Source organism: Streptomyces sp. NPDC003248 (genome assembly GCF_055563235.1).
The window spans coordinates 45,801-66,809 of record NZ_JBVHDT010000024.1 but is presented as its reverse complement, the minus strand read 5'-3'; the positions used below and the strand labels follow the sequence as shown (position 1 = coordinate 66,809).

The window sequence follows — 21,009 nt, the reverse complement described above, 5'->3', positions numbered from 1 at the left end:
TGGTACTGCAGGGGGGACCCTGTGGGAGAGTAGGACGCCGCCGAACAATTTTTGAGAAATCCCCCGTGCCGGTCGGCACGGGGGATTTCTGCGTTCAGGGTCCTTGTTCGGGTGAGGGTGTCCGGCCCGGGTACTACGGTGACCTGCATGAGCTACGTCATTCGGTCCGTGCGCGCCGACGAGTGGGCCGCGGCGAGGCAGCTGCGGCTGCTGGCGCTGCGGGACCCGGTCGCACCCCTGGCGTTCCTGGAGACGTACGAGGAGGCCCTGGCGAAACCGGAGTCCTTCTGGCGGGAACGGACGGCCGGCGCCGCCGAGAAGGCCGAGCACGCACAGCAGATCATCGCCGAGGGACCGGACGGCGAATGGGTCGGGACCGTGACCGTGCTGGTCGAGGAGGCCGGCACGGAGGACTGGGCTGGACATCCGGTCGAACGGCGGCAGGGACACCTCGTCGGCGTGTTCGTACGGCCCGAGTGCCGGGGGATCGGGCTGACCGAGGTGCTGTTCGACGCCGCGCTGGAGTGGGCCTGGGGCCGTGGGGTGGAACGGGTACGGCTCATCGTCCACGAGGACAACGGGCGGGCCCGTGCCTTCTACCGCCGGGCGGGATTCGAGCCCAGCGGCGTCGTCGTACCGTTGACGGCCGATCCGGACAGCCGGGAGCTGGAGTTGGTGCTCCCACGTCCGTAGCGGGCCGTGGTACCCCGCTCAGACCGGGAGTTCCGTGTGGGGCCAGCGGGTGCGGGCCTGTTCGCGGGAGCGGAGGAGGGCCAGGGTGGGGAGGCCGCGGTCCGGGCCCGTGGACAGGAGGTCCGGGAGCTGGGGGAGCGGGGCCACCGCCGCGACGTCGTCCAGGACCAGGGCCAGTGGTGGGTCGAGGCGACCGGAGGATGACCGTTCGGCCACGCGCCGGCCGCGCTCGACCACGCTGGAGACGAGGGCCGTGAGGAGCGGCATCGCGCCGGGGCTGGTCCTCGGGTCCTCGATGGATTCACCGACCACGTACAGCGTTCCCCCTTCGTTCACGAAGGAATCCAGGGCGAGCGCATCCGTTCGGTTGGGAGTGCAGGCCTCGCGGACGTTCACCGTGGAGAGCGCCGACAGGGCACGGGCCGTCAGCTCCTGGGCGACGTCACGGCGTTCGGGGTGGGAGGTGAGGGCCCCCTCCAGTTCGCCGGCCGCTCCGGGGGCCGCCTTCGGGTTCGTACGGAGGGTGCGCACCGCCTCCTGGAGGCCGGTGCCCTGGGCCCAGCGGTGCACATGGCGGATGGTGCGGCCGTCGATGGCCGCGGCGTGCAGATAGCAGCGCAGCAGCGTCTCCGCGGTGTCGGTGACGGCCTGGTCCAGACGGGCCGTGGGACGCACGGGGGCCAGGAGGGCGGTCGCCCTCGCCGCGGCGGTGGTCCGGTCCTCGCAGCCGGCGGTGGGCGACCAGTGGAGTCGGGCCGGGGTGTCGCACAGGTGCGTGGGGTCGTAGAGGAGGACCGGGCCCAGCTTGGACCGGGCGTCCTTGGTGGTGTGCCAGAGAGCGGGGGCCGAGGTGACGACCAGGGCGGGGCCCTCCGCGTCGCGCACGGCCTGCGCGGCGGTCGTGTGCCGGCTCTCCGGCGAGGCGAACAGCACGCCCGCCTCCGGGCGCCGGGTCTCCCACGCGGCGGGCCGCTCCGCCGTGGACAGGGAGGCGAGCGGGGTGCGGTCCGGTTCCGGGCTCGGGCTCGGGGGCGGTGCCGGTGCCGTTCGCGGGGTCGGGACCTCGTGGTGGGCCGGCGGGGCCGGCGTCTCCCGCGGTACCGGTGGTGCGACGGCCGCCGCCGCCCTCCTCGCCCGTACCGCCCGCCAGCGCGCCACCGTACCGATCACGAAGACCGTGAGGACGAACAGCAGCATGAGCTCGCCGATGAACAGGCCCCAGAAGAGCCCGTAGCCGGACAGGCCGGCGGGGTCCGCGTCCGGCCAGGCGCCCGCGAGGTCGTGGGGGCGGGCGACGAGGTGGCGCATCGCCAGCGGCGTACGGGTGAAGGCGATGCCGGGGGGCCAGGAGCCGTGCGAGAGGACGGCCGCCAGACCCGTGGCCGTCCACACCAGCACGGTCATGCCGAGCAGGAACGCGAGGATGCCGACCAGAAGGCCGTCGGGGATGCCGCCCTGGCCGTCGCGGCGCTCGTCACCGGCTCTCATGGCAGCGCACCCCCGGCCTCACGCCACCGTGGACTCGGACGAGCCGTCCAAGTCGGCCAGGTGCTGTTCCATGAAGGCCGCCGCCCGCTGCTCCTGTTCCAGTTCGGCGGCGCGCAGGGCGTCGTCGTCGGTCAGGTCGGCGGACGACTCGGTCATCGCGCGGTCGGTGAAGACCAGGGGACGTTCGCTCTCGGTGACCAGGTGTTTGACGACCTGCACGTTGCCGTTGACGTCCCAGACGGCGATGCCGGGGGTGAGCGCCGGGATGATCTCCACGGCCCAGCGCGGCAGGCCCAGCACACGGCCCGTCGCCCTCGCCTCGTCCGCCTTCTGGGCGTAGATCGTCCGGGTGGAGGCCATCTTCAGGATCGCGGCCGCCTCCTTGGCCGCCGCTCCGTCCACGACGTCCGACAGGTGGTGCACGACGGCCACGAAGGACAGGCCCAGACGGCGGCCGAACTTCAGCAGCCGCTGGAAGAGCTGCGCCACGAACGGGCTGTTGATGATGTGCCAGGCCTCCTCGACGAGGAAGATGCGCTTCTTCCGGTCGGGGCGGATCCAGGTGTGCTCCAGCCACACGCCGACGATCGCCATCAGGATCGGCATGGCGATGGAGTTGCGGTCGATGTGGGACAGGTCGAACACGATCAGCGGGGCGTCCAGGTCGATGCCGACCGTCGTCGGGCCGTCGAACATGCCCCGCAGGTCACCGTCGACCAGACGGTCCAGCACCAGCGCCACGTCCAGGCCCCAGGCCCGTACGTCCTCTATGGCGACGTTCATCGCCTCCGCCGACTCCGGTTCGGGGTGGCGCAGCTGCTCGACGATGTCGGTGAGGACCGGCTGGCGTTCGACGATCGTCTCGTTGACGTAGGCGTGGGCGACCTTCAGGGCGAAGCCCGAGCGTTCGTCGAGGCCGTGGCCCATGGCGACCTCGATGATGGTGCGCAGGAGCGCCAGCTGGCCCGTCGTGGTGATCGACGGGTCCAGCGGGTTCAGGCGGATGCCGTGGTCCAGGGCGGCCATCGGGTCCAGGCGGATGGGAGTTATCCCCAGCGCCTGCGCGATGAGGTTCCACTCGCCGACGCCGTCCTCGCCCTGGGCGTCCAGGACGACGACCTGGCGGTCGCGGAAGCGGAGCTGGCGCAGGACGTACGTCTTCTCCAGCGCCGACTTGCCGTTGCCGGACTCGCCGAGGACCAGCCAGTGCGGGGCCGGGAGCTGCTGGCCGTACAGCTGGAAGGGGTCGTAGATGTAGCCCTTGCCGGAGTAGACCTCGCGGCCGATGATCACGCCCGAGTCGCCGAGTCCGGGGGCGGCGGTCGGGAGGTAGACCGCCTGGGCCTGGCCTGTCGAGGTGCGGACCGGCAGACGCGTCGTCTCGACCTTGCCGAACAGGAAGGACGTGAAGGCGTCGGTGAGGACGGACATCGGGTCCCGCATGGAAAGCCCCTACCTTCGGATGCCGGTGGCGAACGGGAGTGTGTTCACGAAGGCGCGGTGGTGCTCGCGGTCGCACCACTCCAGCTTGAGGTACGACTTGCCGGCCGACGCCCTTATCGTCCGCTTGTCGCGGGCCAGGGCCTCGGGGGTGCGGGAGGAGACGGTGATGTAGCCGACCAGGTTGACGCCCGCCGCGCCGCTGGCCAGGTCCTCGCCGCGCTGGTCGAGGCGGGAGTGGGCGGCGACGTCGCGGGGGTCGACGGTGCGGTTCATCTTGGCGGCGCGGCTGGCCTCCGCCTCGTCGTTGGTCTTCTCGGTCAGCATGCGTTCGATCGCGACCTCGGTGGGTTCGAGGTCCATCGTCACGGCGACCGTCCGGATGACGTCCGGGGTGTGGACGAGGAGCGGGGCGAGGAAGTTCACGCCGACCGGCGTCATCGGCCACTCCTTGATCCAGGCGGTGGCGTGGCACCAGGGGGCGCGGGTGGAGGACTCCCGGGTCTTGGCCTGGAGGAAGGTGGGCTCCATCGCGTCCAGTTCGGCCGGCCAGGCGTTGCGCCGGGTCATGGCCTGGATGTGGTCGATGGGGTGGTCCGGGTCGTACATGGAGTGGACGAGGGAGGCGAGGCGGCTCTGGCCCAGCGGCTGGCGGACGCGGATGTCCGCCTCCTGGAGGCGGGAGCAGATGTCGGTCAGCTCGCGGGCCATGACGACGGCGAGGCCGGCGTCCCGGTCCAGCTTGCGGCCGTTCTGCGGGCGGGCCGCGCGGGCCATGGCGTGGGCCTCGGCGGCGAGCTCGCGGGTGTAGTGCATGCAGGCGACGAGGTAGGCGCGGTGCTGCTCGCTGCTGGTGGACACCATCGACTGGAGCTGGTCGTAGGACTGCTGGAGCCAGCCGGGTGCCTTGTCGTCGCCGCGCTGGGTGACGTCCTTGGCGTGGGCGTCGGGGTCGGCGGGCAGGGTGCGGGCGAGCATTTGCAGGCGGGTGACGAAACCGTCGCCGTTGGCGACGTGCTTGAGCAGGGTGCCGAAGCGGTCGACGAGGGCCTCCTGGTCCTCGCTGTCGCGCAGGCCGACGCCCGGGCCCTCGATCTCGATCGCGGCCGTGACCGTGCGGCGGTCGGCGTGCAGCAGCACGGCGATCTCGTCGGGGCCGAAGGGCGCGGCCAGCCAGGTGATGCGGCCGATGCCGGGCGGCGGGCCGACCTCGATCTCCTGCCCGTCGATCCGGGTGCCGGCCTCCATGACGCCGGAGCGGTACGTGGTGCCCTGGCGCAGGGTGCGCTTGTAGCTGCGGTTGATCTCGAACCACTTGTAGAACGTGCGGTGCTTGTACGGCACGTAGACCACGGCCAGCGCGAGCATGGGGAAGCCGGCCAGCAGCACGATGCGCAGGGCGAGGAGGGGGACGAGGAGCCCGCACATCATGCCGAGGAACGCGCCGATGACGATGAGCGCGATCTCGCCGGTCTCGCGGTTGCGGCCGACGATCGCGTTCGGCCGGGCGCGGCCGATCAGATATGTACGGCGGGGCGTGACCACGTGGGACACGTGGGTATCGGTCGTCAACGCCCTTCACCTCCCGTGCGGTTGTTGCTGCTGTTGCGGGTGTTGCCGGCGTGGGGTGTGTTGACCGGGCTGCCCGTGCGGGGCGGGGGCGCGGCGGAGGGGACGGATCCGCCGCCCGGGTTCGGGGTGCGCGAGCTGTGCGCGGCGACGCCGCCGGCGGTCTGGTGGGCCGGGCGGGGGCCGCCGGAGGACGTACCGCCGCCGTTGCTGTCGGCGCGGGTGCTGTGGGTCTTGATGCCCTGGGCGACGAGGGTCGCCGGGGAGCTGATGACGGCGGCGGCCTTGCCTTCCGCGCCCTGCATGATGCGGTTGTTGCGCGAGCCGGCGATCTCGTCGCCGAAGCCGGGGACGAAGCGGTAGATCATCGCGCTGGCGAAGATGGCGAGCAGGATGATGGCGAGGCCGGAGACGACGGCGGAGAAGGCGTCCGGGCCGTCGTCGGCGGAGAGCGCGCCGGCGAGGCCGAGGACGATCACGATGACCGGTTTGACCAGGATGACCGCGATCATGATGCCGGCCCAGCGGCGGACGTGGCTCCACAGGTTCTTGTCGACCAGGCCGGCGTAGACGACCGTGCCGAGCAGGGCGCCGACGTAGAGGAGCGCGGCCCGGATGACCAGCTCCAGCCAGAGCACGCCGGCGGCGAGGATGGAGACGAGGGAGACCACGATCAGCATGATCGGGCCGCCGCCGATGTCCTCGCCCTTCTCCAGGGCGGCGGAGAAGGTCCCGAAGAACGTGTCGGTCTGGTCGCCGGTGGTCTTCGCCAGGACGTCCGTGATGCCGTCGGTGGCCGACACGACCGTGTAGAGGATCAGCGGGGTGAAGGCGGAGGCGAGCACCGTGAGCCACAGGAAGCCGACGGCTTCGCCGATGGCGGTGGTCACGGGGACGCCGCGGACCGCCCGCTTGGCCACGGCGAGCAGCCAGAGGAGGAGGGTCAGGACGGTCGACGCGGCGAAGACGACCGCGTACTGCTGGAGGAACTTGGGGTTGGTGAAGTCGACGTTCGCGGTGTCCTTGACGGCGTCGCTGAGCTTGTCGACGGTCCAGGCGGCGGCTTCGGCGCAGCCCTTGGCGAGGGAGGAGAGGGGGTCGGTGGTGTCGGTGAGGGGGGTGGTGGTGCCGTCGGTGACGCCGTTGCCGCGCTCGCAGTACTCCTTGGCGTCGCCGGTGATGAGGCTGCAGTCCAGGCTGCCCGACGGGGACGGAGAGGGCGAGGCCGACGGGCTGGGCGACGGGTCGGGCGTGGGCGCCGCGACGGCGCGGGTGGCCAGCAGTACGGCCGCCGTCTGGACGGCGGTGACGACTCCGGCGAGCCGGAGCGCGCGGTGCGGGTTACCGGGCATACGTGAACCCTCCGTACTGCTCGATGGCCTTGCTGATGTCGTCGGAGGAGGCGGCCACGTCGTCGCCGGGGACCGGGGCGGGGCCGTCCTGCTGCTCGTCGCTGACGATCTTCCAGTCGCCGTCGGTCCAGGTCAGGTCGAAGGTCCAGGTCTTCCAGGACGAGGTGACGGGGTCGGTCGACGTCTCGCCGGACATGCCGATCAGGCCCAGGTACCAGACGGCGACCCGGGCGGTGGTGTCGGCGTACGCCTGGGCGGTGGTGCCCACGGGGACGACACGGGAGACGAACGTGTCGCCCTCGGGCGGGTTGCCGTCGGCGTCGAGGCCCATCGTGGCGAGGAAGTCGGCCGAGTAGGCCCGGTCCATGGGCGCCTGGAGGTCGGCCGCGGCGGCGGCGGTGTAGACGGTGGCGACGAGGGTGTGCCGGGTGTCCGTCCGGAACATGCCGGTCGAGCCGAGCGCCACGGCGTAGTTGGCGGCCGCCGACTCGGCGCCCTGCCGGCTGTGGGCGAAGCCCGAGGGGATGTCGCCGGTCTTCGTCTGGACCGGCTTGGTCCCGCTCGCGGCTGTGGTCGACGTCTTCGGCCGGTCGCCCTTGCTCGTCGTGGAGGACGATGCGGAATCGTCTCCTCCGCGGTTGGCGATGGCGATCGCGGCGATGAGGAGGACGACGACGCCGACGACCGTCACCAGGCCGCGCGAGGAGGAACGGCCGGGACGGCGGGCGCCGCCGTAGGGGTCGGCGTCGGGCAGGCGGACACGGGTGCCCGCGGGTTCGCCGTAGTCGTGGTCGTCGCCGGGACTCATACCGCGTACGCCCCCTCGCTGCCGTACCGGAACGCGTAGTAGTACGACGGTAGCCGTGCTGGTTCCCGCGCGGGCGCGGTGTGGTGACTCGACATCAGGGAAACGCAACCTCAGCCGGTGGGCACGACGGGTGGGTGGGGTGGAGGGGGCCGGGCGTGCCCGGACGGGACGGGGGAGGACCCGGGACGGCTAGACGGCCATGCCGTACACGATCGTGAACAGTGTGCCGAGTGAGCCGATGATGAAGACGCCCGTCAGACCCGCGATGATGAGGCCCTTGCCCTGTTCCGCGCTGAAGGTGTCCCGCAGGGCGGTGGCACCGATGCGCTGCTTGGCCGCGCCCCAGATGGCGATGCCGAGGCAGAGGAGGATGGCGACCGCCATCACGACCTCGATCATCACCTTGGCTTCGTTGCCCAGGCTGCCGAAGGGCCCCCAGTCCGGAGCGATCCCGCCGATGATGGTGTTGATGTCTCCCTTGTCGGCCGCAAAGAGCATGTAAGTCACCGCCCCTGGTGGGTAGTTCCGCAGTCGGTCCCCTGCGGTGTGCAGAGGTCAGCCTCATTCTCGCCGACAAAGCCGCCGTCGTATGTCGACTTGGCGTCATTGATGGGCGGGATTCGTACGAATAGCTCGTACGGTCACTCTGTGTATCACGGCAGGTCACGCCGGGCAATGAGCTCGGTGCGGAACCTGGTGTGTGGTTCCGTCGTTGTCCCACTTCACGGCCCTGTCCCCGTTCTGACGGCCAGTCGGGTGAGAGACCCGTCACGATGGTCTCATGCCGCCCCGTGACGGACGCCTCAGTACTCCGTCTCGACGCCCTCCACGAAGTGGTCGAACTCGCCCGCCTGCACGCCGAGGACGAACGCGTCCCACTTGCGGCGGTTCGTGGTGACGACGTTCTCCGGGTCGCTGGTCTCGCGGAGGTAGACGGGGGCCTCGCCGTCGTCGCCCTCGCCGAAGGCGATCTCGATCCAGGGACCGGGGCCGGTCGCCTCCGGCGGGGCGGCGCGGATCCAGGTGAGGTCGGACGGGATGTCAGGCATGGGGGGTGTCCTTCTCGAGGGGGTGAGGAGGGAGTGGAGGCTTCCATGCCCCACCGTAGACCCGCCCCGCGCGCCACCGTGAGCGGTGGGGCGCCGCCGGACCGGGCGCGGGGGAAGCGTGGGGGCCGAGTGCCGGGGGTCCCTCGAACCTACCCGTGTGGCATGGTCGTTCGGTGGACGTACTGAGGGCTCACGATCCGGCGCGGATAGGCGTGTACACCCTGCTCGCCCGGCTCGGCGCGGGCGGCATGGGGCAGGTCTACCTCGGCCGCTCACCCGGCGGACGGCTCGTCGCCATCAAGGTCGTCCGGGACGAGATCACCGACCATCCGGAGGCGCTGGCGCGGTTCCGGCGGGAGGTGGAGACGGTGCGGGCGGTGCGTAGCGCGTATACGGCGAACCTTATCGACGCCTCGCTCGAGACGGCGCCGTACTGGCTGGCGACCGAGTACGTGTCAGGGCCCACGCTGAGCGCGGCGGTGAGGCAGCGGGGGCCGTTCCCGGCGGACAGCGCATGGCGGTTGGCCGCGGCGCTGGCCGAGGCGCTGGCGAGCGTCCACGGGTACGGGGTCACGCATCGGGACCTCAAGCCGCAGAACGTGATCCTGGCGCCGCAGGGGCCGCTGCTCATCGACTTCGGCATCGCCCGCGGGGCCGCGGACACGGCCCTGACCCAGACGGGGCTGACCCCGGGCACGCCCGGGTACACCGCCCCGGAGGTACTGATCGCCGCCCGCCGTTCGGCTCCGGGCCCACGCACGCGGTGTCGTACCGGGTGGTCCACGAGGAGATCGACGTGGGGGGCGTCGACCCCGGACTCGCCGGCCTCGTCCACGCGTGCGTGGCCAAGGAGCCTGAGCGGCGGCCCGGGCTGGACGCCGTCATCGCGCGCTGCGCGATCTCCTCCGCGCTCGCCGAGGATCCCTTCTACCGCCGGCTCACCGGTGACACCGAGGCCGCTCCCCAGGACCTCCGGGCGGCTGTGGCGGCCGGGCTGGTGCCCCCGGGGCACGGAGCGCCCGTTTCGCCGGTGTACCCGCCGACCGCAGGACCCGGCTATGTGCCGACGGCCGCCCCGGGATACGTGCCGACGCTCGCGCCGTCGCCGCCCTCGGCGACGGCCGTACCGGGGCGGCGCCCGTCGCGCCGTACGCCGTGGCTGGTGGCCCTGGCCGTGGCGGTGGTCGTGGGAACGGCGTCCGCCGTGGTGCTGAGGACGCTGGAGGACGGCGACGGGTCCCGGGCGGGGAACGGGAGCTCGTCGTCCGCGTCCCCGACCGCGAGCGCGGTCTCGCAGAAGGTGCCCGAGTACATCCTGAACGACCGGATCTCCAGGGACTACTGGACCCTGTCGACCGATCCCGCCGATGCCGCGCACGGCATCGGCCAGTGCCGGCAGATCGGCGCCGTCAGCCCGCAGGAGGAACTCCAGTACGGCGTGGACGACGCCGACGATCCCGACTCCCCCACCGTCTCGGAGCGGGCGAAGATCACCTTTCGGTTCAAGTACGCGGAGCTCAAGACCCGGGCGCCCGAGCCGTACTACGTCTCGGTGGGCGTGAAGCCGCCGCACGACATCGACGCGGAGACGGGCGAGCCGTACGAGGTGATGGCGGAGAACAAGACCGTCGGCTACACCAGCAAGCCCGTGGACATCTACCAGGACTGGAAGGGCGGCGGGTACGTCGAACTGACCTACCCCGACGACTTCGAGAGCCACTACGCGGAGGGCGACGCCGACCCGGCGATCCCCGTGGCGAACGACCCGGGCGACTGGACCGCCGTCTTCTATCACGTCAAGGGCGGCCCCAGCGACTACGAGAGCATCGGTTGTACGGGCTTTCGAGTGGGCAGCTCGTAAACTGACGCGGGCAGACTCCCCTTTTGGCGATGGGCGGTTGACGGTGCGTAAGGCGTGGGTCGTGGCGGGGGCCGTCGGTGCGGCGGGACTCGGCTTCGTGATGCTGCTCGTCGTGGGCGTGTACCTCGTCGCCGGGAATCTCGCCAACGGCGTCGGCGGCAAGAGCGTCACCCTCGCCAAGGGCGCGGTGCCTGCCGCGTACCAGGCGCTCGTGCAGAAGTGGGGCAACCTCTGCTCCGCGATCAACCCCGCGCTGCTCGCCGCCCAGCTGTACCAGGAGAGCGGGTTCAACCCCAACGCCAAGAGCCCGGCGAAGGCGGAGGGGATAGCGCAGTTCATCCCGGGGACATGGGCCACGCACGGGATCGACGGGGACGGCGACGGGGACCGCGACGTCTGGGATCCGAATGACGCGATTCCGTCGGCCGCGTCGTACGACTGCGAGCTGGCGTCGTACGTGAAGGACGTCCCCGGCGACGCCACGCACAACATGCTCGCGTCCTACAACGCGGGGGCGTACGCGGTCATCAAGTACGGGGGCGTGCCGCCGTACCAGGAGACCCGGAACTATGTGAAGACGATCACGACGCTCGCGGAGTCCTTCGCCGCCCCCGTCACCCGAGTGGACCCCTCCGAGCAGGCTGCCGGGGCGATCTACTTCGCGCAGAAGAAGCTCGGGACGCCGTATCTGTGGGGTGGGAACGGTACGGCTGATCAGGGGGGACGGTTCGACTGTTCGGGGTTGACCAAGGCGGCGTACGAGAGTGTGGGGATCACGCTGCCGCGGGTGGCCAACGACCAGTACAACGCGGGGCCGCACCCGGCGCGGGACGAACTGCTGCCGGGAGACCTGGTGTTCTTCTCGACCGATCCGAACAACTCGCGGGCCATCGACCACGTGGGGATCTACGTCGGGGGCGGGTACATGATCGACGCTCCGCACACGGGGGCCGTCATCCGGTTCGACCCGATCGACACGCGCAAGTACTTCGGGGCCACCCGGGTGACCGAAGATGGCGCGAAAGCGCTGCCCACGACGGTCTGAACCGGCCGGTAACGCCCCTTCTGAGCTGCGAAGACGTATCTCTCTTCGATAACGTCTGCGTGATCATTCGGTGGAGAGTGGAACGTATTCAGGGGAGCCGTGCGTTCCTGTTGACGTAGCCGAGCCATGCCTGAGACTGAACACACCGGCGGAAGCGGATCTACACACCACGGGGGTGGGTACGAGCGGCGCGCGTGAGGCGCGCCGGGCACGACACGACGAAGGGGCCGCAGCACCATGGCTGGACTCGCCGCATCCGGGTCGAACCCCGACGTCGACCTGCTCTACGACATCAACGGCCTCGCCCAGGAGGCCCCGCACTGGCTGGACCGGGTCGTCGAGTTCGTCGGCGAGTACGGGCTCCTGCTGACCATGGTCCTGCTGGTGCTGTGGTGCTGGTGGACGGTGCGCAGACGGCCCGGCTCCGCGGAGGAGGCCGCCGCGTCCGTGGCGGCGCTGGTGTGGGTGCCGTTGGCCGCGGCGGTCGCGGTGCTGGTGAACGTGCCGATACGCGGCTTCGTGGAGCGGCCCCGGCCGTTCCTCGATCACCAGGGGCTGGAGGTGCTGATATCCGGCAAGACCGACTACTCCTTCGTCAGCGACCACGCCACCATCACCATGGCGATGGGCGTCGCGCTGTTCGTCACCAACCGGAAGTTCGGGCTGGTGGGCATAGCCATCGGTCTGCTGGAGGGCTTCTGCCGGGTCTACATGGGCGTGCACTACCCGACCGACGTGGTCGGCGGGTTCGCGCTCGGTACGGCCGTGGCGCTGCTGCTGTCCCCGGTGGCCTCCATGCTGCTGACGCCCGTGCTGCGGGCGGTCGAGCGGTCGCCCCGGGTGGGGTGGGTGGTCCGGAGCCGCGCCGCGCGCGCGGCGGGCGGCGGTGCGCAGGTGTCCGGGGCCCGGGTGGAGGAGACGGCGAGCGAGGAGCGGGACCTCGCCGCGTGAGGCCGGGGGCAGGCCCGAGTGGGGCCGACGGTGACGCCGGCTCTCACAGGCCTTGCGGGTAGGTGAAGAAGCCCTCCGGGTCGTACTGCCGCTTCAGCCGGGTCAGACGCGGGAGCGCGGCGCCGTAGTAGGCCTGCTTCCAGTCCGTGAGGGTGGGGTCCGCGTAGTTCTGGTAGGCGGCGCCCGAGGCGTACGGCTTCATGGCCGCGTGGGCCGAGGCCAGCCAGGACCGGGCCGCCGTGCCGGACGTGCCGGAGCGCCAGGAGGCGAGGTACTGGGCCAGCATGCGGGAGCGGCGGTGGACGAAGGCCGTCGCCGTGGGGGAGACGCGGTTCACCGCGCCGCCCAGGGCCGTGAACGCGATGCTGCCCGCGCCGCCGCGGACGGCGCTCAGCTGCTTCAGCAGCGTGCGGACGCCGGCCGCCGGCAGGGAGCGGTCGAAGAAGTCGGAGCCGGCCGCGTACGTCTCCCGGGCGAGTGCTCCCTGCGGGGTGCGGCCCGGCGTCGAACCGGGCAGGTGGCACTGGGCGTCGGTGGAGAAGGACGAGCAGCCGGCGTACACCTCCATGGCCTCCTCGTACGTACGGCGGCGCAGTGAGACGCCGGTCGCCGGGGCGCCGACCCGGTCCGCCAGGCGGTCGACCGCGTTCTGGAGCTCGCCGTACGTGCCGAGGGAGAACGCGGCGACGGAGATCCGGGGCGTGCCGCCGGGGGTGTTGGACAGGTGGAGGGAGGACCAGATCTCGTCGGGCTGGTCCGGGCCCCACTCCTGCCAGGCCCCCACCACCGCGGCCGCCCTCGACCAGGGCCAGGTGAGGTAGCCGGTCACCGCCTGCGGGGCCGGGTGGGTGGTGAAGTGCAGTTCCGTCACGACGCCGAAGGTGGCGTTGCCGGCGCCGCGCAGGGCCCAGAACAGGTCCTTGTGCGTCGTCGCGTCGGCGGTGAGTTCGCGGCCGTCGGCGGTGACCAGCGTCGCCCGGGTGAGGCTGTCGCAGGTCAGGCCGTACGCGCGGGAGACCACGCCGTGGCCGCCGCCGAGGACCAGGCCGGAGACGCCGACCGTCGGGCAGGAGCCCGCCGGGACGGTCACGCCCCGCGCGGCCAGTGCGCGGTAGACGTCGATGAGTTTGGCTCCGGCGCCGATCACGGCCGTGCCGCCGCTCGCCCGGACCCGGCTGAGCCGGGAGACGTCGAGGATCAGCCGCCCGTCGCCCGAGGACCAGCCGCCGTAGGAGTGACCGCCGTTGCGGACGGCGACCCGGGTGCCGTGGGCGCGGGCGTACGCCAGGACCGTGCGGACGTCGTCGGTGTGGGCGGCGTAGGCGACCGCGGCCGGCCTGAGCGTGTCGAAGCGCGTGTTGTACAGCAGGCGGGCCGTGTCCCAGGCGGCGTCGCCGGGGCGGACCAGGGTGCCGTCCAGGTCGCGGGCGAGGGCCGCCCAGTCGGGGGCGGCCGCGGCGCCGGTGGACGTGCGCGCGGTACCGGTGGCACCGGAGGCGGGGGTGGGGGCGCCGCCGTCGTGGGCCGTCGCCCGGCACGCGGTCGTCGTCAACGCCGTGACCGCGGCCGTGCCGCCTGCGATGAACGTACGTCGTTCCATGTCGTCCCGTGCCTTCCGTCGGCTTCATGGAGCGAGACGGCGGCCGGGGGGACGGGGTTCCCCGGCCGGGAGGGGAGGTGGTGAGGGGGCGTCAGGCGGGCTGCGGGCAACAGGCCCTAGCCGCGGGTGTGGCCCTCCGCGTCCGTTCTGGCCAGGCTTCTCGCCCTGCGTGCGGGGCCGCGCCAGCCGCAGGAGCAGTGGGCGAGACAGAAGGGGCCACGCTCGACGGTCGTGGTGCGGTGGAGTTCTTCGCCGGTGGGGGAGGGTGCCTCGCTGTCCTGCTGGGTCACACGGAGAACGCTACCCAGCACCGGCCGGAACCGTGCATGCGGACGGCGGGTATTCGGTCAGCGTGACGGGGCCCGCCCGAGCGTCGTTGAACGCAACAACACGGAGCCCGTGACGGACGTACCGGCTGGGGGTAGGCAGGCGATGACGGAGCGGCAGCAGCGGCGGTGGGCAACGGCGGTCGTCGCGGGGCTCGTCGCCGGGGTCTGCGCCGCCGGCGCCGCCGGGTGTTCCGGCAGCGGGGCCGCCGCCGAGGACGCCGACGCCCGCCCTGCCGACCCGGTCGGGACACTGCGCCGGGCCGCCGACACCCTGGTGGAGGCGGGCAGTTCGAAGGCCCGCACGTCGATGGAGATGGCCACCGGCGGCACCCGCGTGACCATCCGGGGCGAGGGGCTGTACGACTACCGCGAGCGGCTCGGGGCGCTGGAGGTGGTGCTGCCGCAGGACCCGGCCGGGACCAGCGAGCACCGCCCCATCACCGAACTCCTCGCCCCCGGCGCCCTCTACATGAAGAACCGGGGCGCCGGGGTGCCCGCCGACAAGTGGGTGCGGGTGGAGACGGCGACGCTGTCCGACGGCAACCTGGTCACCGGCGGCGCCACCGACCCGTACGCCGCCGCCGAGGTGCTGCGCGGCACGCGCACGGCGACGTACGTCGGGACGACCCGGCTGGCCGGGACCGAGGTGCGGCACTACCGCGGGACGGCCGACCTGGCCGAGGCCGCCGCGCGCTCCTCCGAGGGGGGCCGGGGATCGCTGGGCGCGGCGGCGAAAGGGTTCGCCACGGCCGAGGTGCCCTTCGACGTCTACCTCGACGAGCAGGGCCGCATCCGCAAGGTCCGGCACCGCTTCAGCTTCGTCAACGGCGGCCGGAAGGAGGCCGTCGCCGTCGCCTCGACGACGTTGCTGTACGACTTCGGCACCCCCGTCGACGTACGGCTGCCCGCGGGCCGGGACATCTACGCGGGGCGGATCGCCGAGGAGTGAGCGTGGTTCCGGCCGCCCGCGGAAGGGCGGATCAGGTCAGGGGGCGGGCGTGAGGACTAGCCCGTCCGTGCCATGCGCGGCGTGTAGGGCGCTGCCTACTCTAGGAAGCCGGTGACGGCAGGGACGAGGTGATGCGCGTGGCTCCGGTCGGCGGTACGGCGGTACAGGACCACGAGGCCCTCGCCGAGATAGAGCTGTGCGGAGAACTCATCATCGCGGCCTCGGCGGCCGAGGAGCGGCTCAGCCTGGAGAGCATCGACGCGGTCCTGAGGGTGGGGGAGGAACGGGACGCGGCCGGGGAGCCGGGAGTGAGGGGGCCGGGACGGCGGCGGTGCTGACGTTCCTCACCTGACGCGCCCGGTGACAGGTGTCATTTACGTCACGTTTACAAAGGGATTCATGTGCGCAGGAGGCGGCCGATCGCCTTCGTCGCCTCCTCCACCTTCGCGTCGATCTCGTCCCCGCCCTCGCGGGCCGCGTCGGCGACGCAGTGGCGCAGGTGCTCCTCCAGCAGTTGCAGCGCGAACGACTGCAAGGCCTTGGTGGAGGCGGACACCTGGGTGAGTATGTCGATGCAGTAGGTGTCCTCGTCGACCATGCGTTGCAGGCCGCGGATCTGGCCCTCGATGCGGCGCAGGCGCTTGAGGTGCTCGTTCTTCTGTTTGTGGTAGCCGTGCACACCGCGGTCGTGGTCGGTCACGGCCTCTTCGGTGGCCGCCCCGGCCTCGGTGGTCGTCATCGCGTCCTCCAGACACTCCGCACCTATACCCCTACTGGGTATATCGTACCGAACTTCGCAGGGTACGGGACCTGTGGCCGGTCCCGCCGTGGACGGCCTGTGGACTGGACCACCCCGCGGCCCCCCTGCCGTTCGTCCCGTTTCATGGGTGACACTGGTGGACGGCCCATTAGCCGTGGCCGGATGATGCGCCTAGCATCAGCCTGACCGAAACCGATGCATCCCGAGGACCCCACGTGCGCTTTCGTCTGACCCCCAGGGAGACGAGCTTCTACGACATGTTCGCCGCATCCGCGGACAACATCGTCACGGGCTCGAAACTCCTCATGGAACTGCTCGGGGCGGACACCGCCGGCCGGGCCGAGATCGCAGAGCGGATGCGGGCCGCGGAGCACGCCGGTGACGACGCCACGCACGCGATCTTCCACCAGCTGAACTCCTCGTTCATCACGCCGTTCGACCGCGAGGACATCTACTCCCTCGCGTCGTCCCTCGACGACATCATGGACTTCATGGAGGAGGCCGTCGACCTCGTCGTCCTCTACAACGTCGAGGAACTGCCCAAGGGCGTCGAGCAGCAGATCGAGGTGCTGGCGCGGGCGGCGGAGCTGACCGCCGAGGCCATGCCGAACCTGCGGACCATGGAGAACCTCACCGAGTACTGGATCGAGGTCAACCGGCTCGAGAACCAGGCCGACCAGATCCACCGCAAGCTGCTCGCCCACCTCTTCAACGGCAAGTACGACGCGATCGAGGTGCTGAAGCTCAAGCAGATCGTGGACGTGCTGGAGGAGGCGGCGGACGCGTTCGAGCACGTCGCGAACACGGTGGAGACCATCGCGGTCAAGGAGTCCTGACCCCTTCATGGACACCTTGGCTCTGGTCGTGACCATCCTGGTCGCGCTCTTCTTCACGTACACGAACGGCTTCCACGACTCCGCCAACGCGATCGCCACGTCCGTGTCGACGCGGGCGCTGACGCCGCGGGCGGCACTGGCCATGGCGGCGGTGATGAACCTCGCCGGCGCGTTCCTGGGGTCCGGCGTCGCCAAGACCGTCAGCGAGGGGCTGATCGAGACGCCCGAGGGCTCGAAGGGGATGGGCATCCTCTTCGCGGCGCTGGTCGGCGCGATCGCCTGGAACCTGGTCACGTGGTACTTCGGGCTGCCCTCCTCCTCGTCGCACGCGCTGTTCGGCGGCATGGTGGGGGCGGCGCTCGCGGGCGGGACGACGGTCTACTGGCACGGGGTGCTGGAGAAGGTCGTCATCCCGATGTTCGTGTCGCCGGTGGTCGGCCTGGTGATCGGCTACCTGGTCATGACCGCCATCCTGTGGCTTTTCCGGCGGGCCAATCCGCACAAGGCCAAGCGCGGCTTCCGGATCGCGCAGACGGTGTCGGCGGCCGGCATGGCCCTCGGCCACGGTCTCCAGGACGCGCAGAAGACGATGGGCATCGTGGTGATGGCGCTGGTCATCGCCGACGTCGAGGACTACGGGGATCCCATCCCGGTCTGGGTGAAGATCGTCTGTGCCGTGATGCTGTCGCTGGGCACGTACGCCGGCGGGTGGCGCATCATGCGGACGCTCGGGCGGAAGATCATCGAGCTGGACCCGCCGCAGGGGTTCGCGGCGGAGACCACCGGGGCGTCGATCATGTTCACCACGGCGTTCCTCTTCAAGGCGCCGATCTCGACGACCCATGTGATCACCTCGGCGATCATGGGTGTCGGGGCGACCAAGCGGATCAACGCCGTGCGGTGGGGGGTCGCCAAGAACATCGTCCTCGGCTGGTTCATCACGATGCCGGCGGCGGCGGTGGTCGCGGCGTGCGCGTTCTGGGTCGTCAACCTGGCGGTGCTGTAGGGGCGGGGCTCGGCCCGCGGTCTCCTCGGGGCGAGGGTTCGTTCCGGCTGGTGCCCGGTGGGCGGCCTGCTGTTTCGTCGTGGCTGGTCGCGCAGTTCCCCGCGCCCCTGGGGGGTGGGCGGGCCGTTTCTCAAGAGGTGACCGGCAGTCGTAGGCCGCCCTCCCGGTAGTCGGGGAAGTGGCGTAGGCCTGCCCCCGGATGTGGGGGGCATGGCGTGGGTCCGCCCCTCCGGATGTGGGGGGGACATGGCGTGGGCCCGCCCCCCGGATGTGGGGGGCGGGCCCTTTGTTGCCTCGCGGTGGCACCGCCATGCAGCACCGCGAGGGGTCGGTACGGGGGGCTCGGGTCAGCCGAAGCGGCCCGAGATGTAGTCCTCCGTGGCCTGGACGGACGGGTTGGAGAAGATCCGCTCCGTCTCGTCGATCTCGATCAGCTTGCCGGGCTGGCCGACCGCCGCGAGGTTGAAGAAGGCGGTGCGGTCGGAGACACGGGCCGCCTGCTGCATGTTGTGGGTGACGATGACGATCGTGAAGCGTTCCTTCAGTTCGCCGATCAGGTCCTCGATGGCGAGGGTCGAGATGGGGTCCAGGGCGGAGCAGGGCTCGTCCATGAGGAGGACCTTGGGCTCGACGGCGATCGCCCGCGCGATGCACAGGCGCTGCTGCTGGCCGCCGGACAGGCCCGAGCCGGGCTTGTTGAGGCGGCCCTTCACCTCGTTCCAGAGGTTCGCGCCCTTGAGGGACTTCTCGACGATGTCGGCCAGTTCCGACTTCTTGTAGTTGCCGTTCAGGCGCAGGCCCGCCGCCACGTTGTCGAAGATCGACATCGTGGGGAACGGGTTCGGGCGCTGGAAGACCATGCCGACCTCGCGGCGGACCGACACCGGGTCGATGCCCTGGCCGTACAGGTCCTCGTCGTCCAGGAGCACCTTGCCCTCGACGCGGCCGCCGGGGGTCACCTCGTGCATCCGGTTCAGCGTGCGCAGGAACGTCGACTTGCCGCAGCCGGACGGGCCGATGAACGCCGTCACCGAGCGCGGCTCGACGGTCATGGAGATGTCGTCGATCGCCTTGTGGGAGCCGTAGAACGCCGTCAGTCCGCTGACATCGATTCGCTTGGCCATGTCTCTACTTCACTTCCAGTCAGTCGCTGAGGGCCCCGACCGGCGGAGCCGGAAATCGTCGCCTTAGCGACCGGTCTTCGGGGCCTTCCAGCGGGCGATGCCGCGGGCGACCAGGTTGAGGATCATCACGAAGGCGATCAGCGTGAGCGACGCCGCCCAGGCGCGGTCGTAGGCCGCCTCCGAGCCCGCGCTCTGCGAGTACTGCTGGTAGATGTACAGCGGCAGCGACGCCTGCGCGCCCTCGAAGGGGTTCGCGTTGATGAACGGGTTGCCGAAGACGAGGAGCAGGACGGGGGCCGTCTCACCGGCGATACGGGCCACCGCGAGCATGACGCCCGTGATGATGCCGCCGATGGAGGTCGGGACGACCACCTTCAGGATCGTGCGCCACTTCGGGACGCCGAGCGCCAGGGACGCCTCGCGCAGCTCGTTCGGGACGAGCTTGAGCATCTCCTCCGTCGAGCGGACGATGACCGGCATCATCAGGATCGCCAGCGCCAGCGAGCCGGCGAAGCCGAAGGGCTGCATGTCGAACATCAGCATGAGGCTGAGGATGAACAGGCCGGCCACGATGGACGGGATGCCCGTCATGACGTCGACGAAGAAGGTGACCGCCTTGGCGAGGCCGCCGCGGCTGTACTCCACCAGGTAGATCGCGGTGAGGATGCCGATCGGGGCGCCGATGACGGTGGCGAGGCCGACCTGCTCCAGGCTGCCGAGGATGGCGTGGTAGATGCCGCCGCCCGGCTCGGAGTCGGCGACGACGCCCATGGAGTGGGTGAGGAAGTAGCCGTCCAGGACCTTCACGCCGCGCTGGACCGTCGCCCAGATCAGGGACGCCAGCGGGACGACGGCGAGGAGGAAGGCGACCCAGACGAGGGCGGTGGCGATGCGGTCCTTGGCCTGGCGGCGGCCCTCGACGCGGGCGGCGATGCCGTAGGTGGCCAGGAGGAAGACGAGGCCGGCGATCAGGCCCCACTGGACGCGGCTGTCGAGGCCCGCGACCAGGCCGATGGCGACGGCCGCGGCGAGGGAACCGGCCGCGGTGGCCCAGGGGGTCCACGGCGGCAGGCTGGCGCCGCGCAGCGTGCTGGCGGGCTTGTCGGTGACGACGGCGTGGCTCATGCGTTGGCCCCCGAGTACTCCTTGCGGCGGGCGATGATCGCGCGGGCCGCGCCGTTGACCAGCAGGGTGATGACGAACAGGACGAGACCGGAGGCGATGAGCGCGTCCCGGCCGAACTCCGTCGCCTCGTTGAACTTGCTGGCGATGTTCTGGGCGAAGGTGCCGCCGCCCGGGTTGAGCAGGCTGGCGTGGATGTCGAAGTCGGGCGAGAGCACGGTGGCCACCGCCATCGTCTCGCCCAGCGCGCGGCCGAGGCCGAGCATCGACGCCGAGATCACGCCGGAGCGGCCGAAGGGGATGACCGCGATGCGGATCACTTCCCAGCGGGTGGCGCCCAGCGCCAGGGCCGCTTCCTCGTGCATCTGCGGGACCTGGCGGAAGACCTCACGGCTGACGTTGGTGATGACCGGAAGGATCATGATGGCCAGGAGGATGCCGACCGTGAGCATCGAGCGCGGGGCGCCCTCGTCCCAGGAGAAGATCCCGGTCCAGCCGAGGTAGTCGTTCAGCCAGCCGAACAGGCCGTCCATCTGCGGCACGAGTATCAGCGCGCCCCAGAGGCCGTACACGATGGACGGGACGGCGGCGAGCAGGTCGATCACGTACGCGATGGTGCCGCCGATGCGGCGCGGGGCGTAGTGGGTGATGAACAGGGCGATGGCGACCGCGATCGGGACCGCGATGACCATCGCGATGACCGAGGAGACCACCGTGCCGAAGGCCAGCACCGCGATGCCGAAGTGCGGCGGGACGAGGCCGGTGTTCCACTCGAAGGTGGTGAGGAAGTTCCCGTCGTCCTTGCCGATCGCGAGCGAGGCCCGGTAGGTGAGGAAGACGGCGATCGCGGCCATCAGCACCAGCAGCAGGATGCCCGAGCCGCGGGAGAGACCGAGGAAGATCCGGTCACCGGGTCGGGTGGCGCCGCGGGCGGCGCGCTTCTGCTCGGCGGGGCTCGGCGGAGCCGCGGGCGGAGGGACGGCGTCTGTGGGGTTCTGCGTCGTGATGTCCATGAGTTCTCCGGTCT

The 21,009-nt window shown here is 71.1% G+C and carries 21 protein-coding genes and 1 pseudogene; 9 read left to right on the top strand and 13 right to left on the bottom strand.

The window, feature by feature from the left end; genetic code table 11:
• Positions 1 to 147 precede the first annotated feature (147 nt).
• A complete protein-coding gene (locus ACZ3KJ_RS34125) occupies positions 148 to 693 on the top strand; it encodes a GNAT family N-acetyltransferase (RefSeq protein WP_467532755.1) in 546 nt (181 codons plus the stop codon).
• A gap of 18 nt (positions 694 to 711) precedes the next feature.
• Here the strand turns inward: ACZ3KJ_RS34125 and ACZ3KJ_RS34120 are convergent, their stop codons facing one another.
• The 7 genes from ACZ3KJ_RS34120 to ACZ3KJ_RS34090 form a co-directional block, all read right to left on the bottom strand.
• Positions 712 to 2,181, bottom strand: coding sequence for a type IV secretory system conjugative DNA transfer family protein (locus ACZ3KJ_RS34120; protein WP_467532754.1), 1,470 nt, complete (start codon positions 2,179 to 2,181; stop codon positions 712 to 714).
• An 18-nt stretch (positions 2,182 to 2,199) separates the two neighbouring features.
• Complete coding sequence (locus tag ACZ3KJ_RS34115) at positions 2,200 to 3,624, bottom strand: ATP-binding protein (RefSeq protein ID WP_467532753.1); 1,425 nt, start codon at positions 3,622 to 3,624, stop codon at positions 2,200 to 2,202.
• A 9-nt stretch (positions 3,625 to 3,633) separates the two neighbouring features.
• Positions 3,634 to 5,193 carry an SCO6880 family protein gene (locus ACZ3KJ_RS34110; RefSeq protein ID WP_389521123.1) on the bottom strand — a complete coding sequence of 520 codons (1,560 nt, stop codon included), beginning with the start codon at positions 5,191 to 5,193 and terminating at the stop codon, positions 3,634 to 3,636.
• Positions 5,190 to 6,542: a hypothetical protein gene (locus tag ACZ3KJ_RS34105; protein WP_467532751.1), complete on the bottom strand. Its 1,353-nt coding sequence runs from the start codon at positions 6,540 to 6,542 to the stop codon at positions 5,190 to 5,192. The genes ACZ3KJ_RS34110 and ACZ3KJ_RS34105 overlap by 4 nt, the downstream gene beginning before the upstream one ends.
• A complete protein-coding gene (locus ACZ3KJ_RS34100) occupies positions 6,532 to 7,350 on the bottom strand; it encodes a DUF8175 domain-containg protein (RefSeq protein WP_467532749.1) in 819 nt (272 codons plus the stop codon). The genes ACZ3KJ_RS34105 and ACZ3KJ_RS34100 overlap by 11 nt, the downstream gene beginning before the upstream one ends.
• Before the next feature lie 189 nt (positions 7,351 to 7,539).
• Complete coding sequence (locus ACZ3KJ_RS34095) at positions 7,540 to 7,848, bottom strand: hypothetical protein (RefSeq protein ID WP_003991275.1); 309 nt, start codon at positions 7,846 to 7,848, stop codon at positions 7,540 to 7,542.
• Between the two features lie 305 nt (positions 7,849 to 8,153).
• Complete coding sequence (locus ACZ3KJ_RS34090) at positions 8,154 to 8,399, bottom strand: DUF397 domain-containing protein (RefSeq protein WP_467532747.1); 246 nt, start codon at positions 8,397 to 8,399, stop codon at positions 8,154 to 8,156.
• Between the two features lie 248 nt (positions 8,400 to 8,647).
• Here ACZ3KJ_RS34090 and ACZ3KJ_RS34085 point away from each other — a divergent pair.
• The 4 genes and pseudogenes from ACZ3KJ_RS34085 to ACZ3KJ_RS34070 form a co-directional block, all read left to right on the top strand.
• Positions 8,648 to 9,070: pseudogene (locus tag ACZ3KJ_RS34085) on the top strand (protein kinase domain-containing protein); the annotation flags it as partial.
• 92 nt (positions 9,071 to 9,162) lie between these two features.
• Positions 9,163 to 10,260 (top strand): serine/threonine-protein kinase, encoded by a 1,098-nt coding sequence (locus ACZ3KJ_RS34080; RefSeq protein ID WP_467532759.1) that lies wholly within the window; start codon positions 9,163 to 9,165, stop codon positions 10,258 to 10,260.
• A gap of 37 nt (positions 10,261 to 10,297) precedes the next feature.
• On the top strand, positions 10,298 to 11,305 hold the full coding sequence (locus ACZ3KJ_RS34075) for a C40 family peptidase (protein WP_467532745.1): 1,008 nt from the start codon (positions 10,298 to 10,300) through the stop codon (positions 11,303 to 11,305).
• A gap of 237 nt (positions 11,306 to 11,542) precedes the next feature.
• Positions 11,543 to 12,256: a phosphatase PAP2 family protein gene (locus ACZ3KJ_RS34070; protein ID WP_389521133.1), complete on the top strand. Its 714-nt coding sequence runs from the start codon at positions 11,543 to 11,545 to the stop codon at positions 12,254 to 12,256.
• A gap of 43 nt (positions 12,257 to 12,299) precedes the next feature.
• On the opposite strand, the gene ACZ3KJ_RS34065 is transcribed toward ACZ3KJ_RS34070, so the two are convergent.
• Positions 12,300 to 13,856, bottom strand: coding sequence for an FAD-binding oxidoreductase (locus ACZ3KJ_RS34065; RefSeq protein ID WP_467532743.1), 1,557 nt, complete (start codon positions 13,854 to 13,856; stop codon positions 12,300 to 12,302).
• A 116-nt stretch (positions 13,857 to 13,972) separates the two neighbouring features.
• Positions 13,973 to 14,146 carry a hypothetical protein gene (locus ACZ3KJ_RS34060; RefSeq protein WP_389521137.1) on the bottom strand — a complete coding sequence of 58 codons (174 nt, stop codon included), beginning with the start codon at positions 14,144 to 14,146 and terminating at the stop codon, positions 13,973 to 13,975.
• Positions 14,147 to 14,288: 142 nt separating this feature from the next.
• On the opposite strand from ACZ3KJ_RS34060, the gene ACZ3KJ_RS34055 reads away from it, so the two are divergent.
• Positions 14,289 to 15,134: an SCO4651 family lipoprotein gene (locus ACZ3KJ_RS34055; protein ID WP_467532741.1), complete on the top strand. Its 846-nt coding sequence runs from the start codon at positions 14,289 to 14,291 to the stop codon at positions 15,132 to 15,134.
• A 131-nt stretch (positions 15,135 to 15,265) separates the two neighbouring features.
• Positions 15,266 to 15,472: a hypothetical protein gene (locus tag ACZ3KJ_RS34050; RefSeq protein WP_467532739.1), complete on the top strand. Its 207-nt coding sequence runs from the start codon at positions 15,266 to 15,268 to the stop codon at positions 15,470 to 15,472.
• Positions 15,473 to 15,531: 59 nt separating this feature from the next.
• On the opposite strand, the gene ACZ3KJ_RS34045 is transcribed toward ACZ3KJ_RS34050, so the two are convergent.
• Positions 15,532 to 15,873: a metal-sensitive transcriptional regulator gene (locus ACZ3KJ_RS34045; RefSeq protein WP_467532738.1), complete on the bottom strand. Its 342-nt coding sequence runs from the start codon at positions 15,871 to 15,873 to the stop codon at positions 15,532 to 15,534.
• Between the two features lie 236 nt (positions 15,874 to 16,109).
• Between ACZ3KJ_RS34045 and ACZ3KJ_RS34040 the strand changes: the two genes are divergently transcribed.
• Both ACZ3KJ_RS34040 and ACZ3KJ_RS34035 read left to right on the top strand, forming a co-directional pair.
• On the top strand, positions 16,110 to 16,730 hold the full coding sequence (locus tag ACZ3KJ_RS34040) for a DUF47 domain-containing protein (protein ID WP_187748798.1): 621 nt from the start codon (positions 16,110 to 16,112) through the stop codon (positions 16,728 to 16,730).
• 7 nt (positions 16,731 to 16,737) lie between these two features.
• Positions 16,738 to 17,736, top strand: a complete 999-nt coding sequence (locus tag ACZ3KJ_RS34035) for an inorganic phosphate transporter (RefSeq protein ID WP_467532736.1) — start codon at positions 16,738 to 16,740, stop codon at positions 17,734 to 17,736.
• A gap of 347 nt (positions 17,737 to 18,083) precedes the next feature.
• Here the strand turns inward: ACZ3KJ_RS34035 and pstB are convergent, their stop codons facing one another.
• From pstB to pstC, 3 genes are all read right to left on the bottom strand, one after another.
• Positions 18,084 to 18,860 carry a phosphate ABC transporter ATP-binding protein PstB gene (gene pstB, locus ACZ3KJ_RS34030; RefSeq protein ID WP_467532734.1) on the bottom strand — a complete coding sequence of 259 codons (777 nt, stop codon included), beginning with the start codon at positions 18,858 to 18,860 and terminating at the stop codon, positions 18,084 to 18,086.
• A gap of 63 nt (positions 18,861 to 18,923) precedes the next feature.
• The gene (gene pstA, locus ACZ3KJ_RS34025) at positions 18,924 to 19,985 is read right to left on the bottom strand and encodes a phosphate ABC transporter permease PstA (protein WP_467532733.1); all 1,062 of its coding nucleotides are present in this window, start codon (positions 19,983 to 19,985) and stop codon (positions 18,924 to 18,926) included.
• Positions 19,982 to 20,995: a phosphate ABC transporter permease subunit PstC gene (gene pstC / locus ACZ3KJ_RS34020; protein WP_467532731.1), complete on the bottom strand. Its 1,014-nt coding sequence runs from the start codon at positions 20,993 to 20,995 to the stop codon at positions 19,982 to 19,984. The genes pstA and pstC overlap by 4 nt, the downstream gene beginning before the upstream one ends.
• Positions 20,996 to 21,009 lie beyond the last annotated feature (14 nt).